Source organism: Actinosynnema sp. NPDC059335, assembly GCF_042752395.1.
Classification (GTDB): Bacteria; Actinomycetota; Actinomycetes; order Mycobacteriales; family Pseudonocardiaceae; genus Actinosynnema.
Map to the genome: position 1 here is coordinate 1 of NZ_JBHYXZ010000104.1, position 4,997 is coordinate 4,997.

Below are 4,997 nucleotides of genomic sequence, written 5' to 3' on the forward strand. Positions count from 1 at the left end.
ACGCGCGCCGTGTCGACGCGTCGCCACGGCCCGCCGGGCAGCGCCCGCGCCCTGCCGCCGGCCGCACCGGCCCGCCGCGCCGCCGCCCGCCGGAGCGCCCGACGACCGGCGGCGCGATCTTCGGCCGCGCGCTCCTGGCGCTGTTCTCGGCCGCCGTGCTGCTGGGCACCGGCTACGCGTGGGCGAACCTCAACACGCTGCTCGACGACATCGCCACCACCGACGTGATCAGCGACGAGGGCGGCGGCGAGAAGCCGGCCGACGGCTCGGTCGACATCCTCATGGTCGGCATGGACAGCCGCACCGACTCGAAGGGCAACCCGCTGCCCCAGGAGATCCTGAACGAGCTGCACGCGGGCAACGAGAACGACGGCGGCCTGAACACCGACACGCTGATCCTGATGCACGTGCCCAACGACGGCGGCAAGGCCGTCGCGGTCTCGTTCCCGCGCGACTCCTACGTGCAGATCGCGGGCGGCTACGGTCGGCACAAGATCAACTCGGCGTACGGGTACGGCAAGAACGCCGCGATCGCGAAGCTGGAGCGCGAGGGCGTCAAGGACCCGGCCCAGCTGGAGGTCCAGTCGCGCCAGGCGGGCGCGCGCAACCTCATCGAGACCATCGAGAACCTCACCGGCGTGACCATCGACCGCTACGCCGAGATCAACCTGGTCGGGTTCTACGAGATCACCAAGGCCGTCGGCGGCGTGGACGTGTGCCTCAACCAGGCCACCCGCGACGACATGTCGGGCGCGAACTTCGCCGCCGGGCCGCAGAAGGTCCAGGGCCGCGAGGCGCTCGCGTTCGTCCGGCAGCGGTACGGGCTGCTGCGCGGCGACCTCGACCGGATCGTGCGCCAGCAGGTGTTCATGGCGGGCCTGGCCAAGCAGATCCTGTCCGCCGGCACGCTGTCGGACCCCGGCAAGCTCAGCTCCCTGATCGACGCGCTGACCAAGTCCATCGTGCTGGACAAGGACTGGAACGTGCTCCGGTTCGCCACCCAGATGAAGGACCTGACCGGCGGCAACCTCAAGTTCGAGACGATCCCGACCGGCAACCCGGAGCTGCAGACGCCCGAGGACGGCACCGCGATCGAGATCAACGAGCGCGAGGTGAAGAAGTTCTTCAAGAACCTCGGCGCCGACCCGACCCAGGCCGGCACGACCACCCCGACGATCGACAACGCGACGGTGACCGTCGAGGTGCGCAACGCCTCCGGCTCGCCGGGCCTGGCCGGCCGGGTGCTCCAGGCGCTCGTGGCCGAGAGGTTCGTCGACGGCGGCGCGGACAACGCCTCGCCCATGGACGCGTCCGTGGTCCGCTACGGCGTCGGCGGCGAGGCCGGCGCGGAGGCGGTCGCCGACGCCCTGGGCGGGCTGGAGATCGAGCAGGACGACGCCATCCCGACCGGGCACGTCCGCGTGTTCGTGGGCGCGGACTACTCCGGCCCCGGCACGCAGACCCTCGCCGGACCGCCGCTGGTCGGCCTGGACGGCGCGCGGCAGCAGCAGGCCGGCACGACGACGACGGAGCCGCCCATCACCGCGGACGGGGTGCGCTGCGTCAACTGACACCGTCTCGGGGGGAGCCGTGGGCAGTTTCATCAAGCGGGTGCGCTGGAAGCGGGTGCTGGTCGCGCTCGGCGCGCTGGCCGTGCTGGCGGCCGTGCCGTCGGTGTGGGTGCAGGCGGCCAGCGCGCCCTACCGCCACGACGCGGCGGACGTGCCCGACGCCCCGGTGGCGCTCGTGCTCGGCGCGGGCCTGACCGGGGCGGGCACGCCGACGCCGTTCCTCGCGGGCCGACTGGACGTGGCGGCCGACCTGTACCGGCGGGGCAAGGTCCAGGTGCTCCTGGTCAGCGGGGACAACAGCACGACGGACTACGACGAGCCGACCGCGATGCGCACGTACCTGATCGGCCGAGGCGTGCCCGCGGACGTGGTGGTGGCCGATTACGCGGGGTTCGACACGTGGGACTCGTGCACGCGGGCGAAGCGGATCTTCGGCGTGGAGCGGGCGACCGTCGTGACGCAGGAGTTCCACCTGCCCCGGGCGGTGGCGCTGTGCCGTTCGGCGGGCATCGACGCGTCCGGGGTCGGCCACGACACCTCCCAATGGGCGAGCACGACCGCCTACGGGTACTTCCGGGAGGGCTTCGCGGCGGCCAAGGCGATGTGGGACGGCCTCGTCGCCAAGCCCGACCCGCGTTTCCTCGGCCCCCGGGAGAACGGTGTCACCAGCGCTTTGGAGCGATGAAACTCTACTCTGAGTACTACTAGGTTCGCCCGATCGGGCGATAATTCGGACAACCCGCGTAAGCGATCGGCCCGTCGCGCTTTCCATCTCCGTGGGGTCTGTCGGGGCCCCGGCGGACTGGAGGATCGACGGTGCAGATCGACACAGCGGCGTACCAGCGCGTGCTCGGTGATGAGCTCCGCAGCCTTCGCAAGCAGCGCGGATGGACCCGCAAGGAGCTCAACCGCCGGCTGCAGAGCGACATCTCGCTGCAGACGTTGGCCACGTACGAGTTGGGCACCCGCCAGTGCTCGGTGGTCAGGTTGGTGGAGATCTGCCTCGCCCTCGGCGTGCCCGCGCACCAGGTGCTGGCGCGGGTGCACGAACGCGTGTTCGGCGACGCCCCCGCCGGGCACCTCTCGGTGGACCTGGCCACGGTCGTCGCCGACACGCGACCGCAGCTCATGCCGCTGCGCCGGTGGGCGCAGGGCAGGCTCGCGCACCTGGTGCCCGGCCAGCCGCCCGAGGTGCACCTCGACCTGCCCGCGCTGGAGTACATGGCCCAGTTGTGCCAGCTCAGCACGGTGGACCTGATCCGGACCCTGCGGGAACTGGAGCACCACGGCCCCCGGTAGCATCGGGGGATCCCCCTCCCCTGACAGATCCGGGAAGTCGGTTGCCGAACACTCCAGGTGCAGACCCAGCCCGCCTGCCGCTGCGCACCGCCGCGGCCGTGCGACTGGGCAACATGAGTTCCAAGCTGTCGCAGAAGATGGGTCTCGGCGCCGGCGGCATGATCGGCGGCCGGGTCGCGCTGAAGCTCGACCCGCAGGCGCTGGCGCACTTGACGTCCAACCGTTCGGTCGCGCTCGTGACCGGCACCAACGGCAAGACGACCAGCACGATGATGCTCAGCCGCGCCACGTCGTTCCTCGGCGAGGTCGCCACCAACCACGGTGGCGCGAACATGCCCGACGGGCACGTGACCGCGCTGTCCAAGCAGCCCGACGCGCCGTACGCGGTGCTGGAGGTCGACGAGGGGTACTTCCCCGAGGTCGTGCGCGCCGCGTCGCCCGCCGTGGCGGTGCTGCTCAACCTCAGCCGCGACCAGCTCGACCGGGTCGGCGAGGTGCGCACCATCGAGAGGTCGCTGCGCACGGCGCTGGCGTCGGTGACCGGGGTCGTGGTGGCCAACTGCGACGACATCATGGTGACGTCCGCGGCCCGCGACTCGGCGAACGTGGTGTGGGTGGCCACCGGCACGGGCTGGCACAACGACGCGGCCTCGTGCCCGCGCTGCGGCGACCCGATCCGCTGGGAGGGCGAGCACTGGCACTGCACCGGGTGCGACCTGGCCCGGCCGCGGCCGCAGTGGGTGACCGGCGACGGGTACCTGGTCACGCCGAACGGCGTGAAGCTGGAGCTGTCGCTGCGGCTGCCCGGCAAGTTCAACCAGGCCAACGCGGTCATGGCCACGGCCGCCGCGGTGGCGCTGGGCGTGCCGGTGGAGGAGGCCGTGCAGCGGTTGCGCGCGGTGTCCAACGTGGCTGGTCGCTACCGGACGATCCAGCGGTCCGGGCACCGGGCCCGGCTGCTGCTGTCGAAGAACCCGGCCGGGTGGAGCGAGACGCTGACCGTGGTGCGCGAGGCCGACCACCCCGCCGTGCTGGTGATCAACGCGCAGGAGGCCGACGGGCGCGACCTGTCGTGGCTGTGGGACGTGCCGTTCGAGCGGCTGCGCGGGCGGCAGGTGATCGCGTCCGGCGAGCGGGCGACGGACCTGGCCGTGCGGCTGACGTACGCCGAGGTCGAGCACACGATCGTGCCGGACCCGCTGCAGGCGATCGACGCCATGCCGCCGGGACCGGTCGAGGTGATCGCCAACTACACCGCATTCCGCGACCTGAACGCGAGGGCCGCCCAGTGAGCACCAGCAAGGTCCAGATCGCGCTCGTGCTGCCCGACCTGCTGGGCACGTACGGCGACTTCGGCAACGCCGTCGTGCTGGAGAAGCGGATGACGTGGCGGGGCATCTCGGCCGAGATCGTCAACATCCGGTTCGGCGAGCCGGTGCCCGAGTCGTGCGACATCTACGTGGTCGGCGGCGGCGAGGACACGGCGCAGACGCTGGCCGTGCGGCACCTGCGCGACCACCCCGGCATGCAGCGGGCGGCGGCGCGCGGCGCGGTGATCCTCGGCGTGTGCGCGGGGATCCAGATCTTCGGCGAGTCGTTCACCCGGGCCGACCAGGTGACGCACCCCGGTCTCGGGCTGATCGACTCGACCTCGCACGCCGGTGGCAGCCGCGCCATCGGCGAGGTCATCGCCACGCCCGCCGACGGGCTGTTCGAGGGCCTGCTGACCGGGTTCGAGAACCACCAGGGCCGGACCGTGCTCGGGCCGTCGGCGCGGCCGTTGGCGCACGTCAAGGTGGGCACGGGCAACGACGGTTCGGTGGAGGGCGCGGTGCAGGGCCGGATCCTGTGCACGTACCTGCACGGTCCCGTGCTGCCGCGCAACCCGCAGATCGCCGACCTGCTGATCGAGTGGGCCACGGGCGTCAAGCCCGCCCCGCTGGAGCTGCCCGACGTGACCCGCCTGCGCGCCGAACGCGCCAAGGCCGCCGGCGTCCCGCTCTGAACGCTCAACTCACCCGTTCCGAACGTAGGACACACGCGTTCCGAACGTAGGACACGCCGCGGGCTAGCCAGGTGGCGGCCGCCGGGGTGCGAAGGGGGGGCATGCGGGGTGGACGGGTGGGG

Annotated in this window: 5 protein-coding genes; all 5 read left to right on the top strand. The window is 72.1% G+C overall.

The annotated features are described in order from the left end of the window. The coding region (locus ACFXGA_RS27525; RefSeq protein WP_378092657.1) for an LCP family protein at positions 1-1,571 on the top strand (1,571 nt) is incomplete at its 5' end. Positions 1,572-1,590: 19 nt separating this feature from the next. After that, positions 1,591-2,256, top strand: coding sequence for a vancomycin high temperature exclusion protein (locus tag ACFXGA_RS27530; protein WP_378092659.1), 666 nt, complete (start codon positions 1,591-1,593; stop codon positions 2,254-2,256). 131 nt (positions 2,257-2,387) lie between these two features. Beyond that, positions 2,388-2,870, top strand: a complete 483-nt coding sequence (locus ACFXGA_RS27535) for a helix-turn-helix domain-containing protein (RefSeq protein WP_378092661.1) — start codon at positions 2,388-2,390, stop codon at positions 2,868-2,870. 113 nt (positions 2,871-2,983) lie between these two features. Continuing rightward, on the top strand, positions 2,984-4,162 hold the full coding sequence (locus ACFXGA_RS27540; RefSeq protein WP_378092663.1) for a MurT ligase domain-containing protein: 1,179 nt from the start codon (positions 2,984-2,986) through the stop codon (positions 4,160-4,162). Continuing rightward, entirely contained in the window at positions 4,159-4,875 is a 717-nt protein-coding gene (locus ACFXGA_RS27545; protein WP_378092665.1) for a type 1 glutamine amidotransferase, read from the top strand. The genes ACFXGA_RS27540 and ACFXGA_RS27545 overlap by 4 nt, the downstream gene beginning before the upstream one ends. The last annotated feature ends 122 nt before the right edge of the window (positions 4,876-4,997 follow it).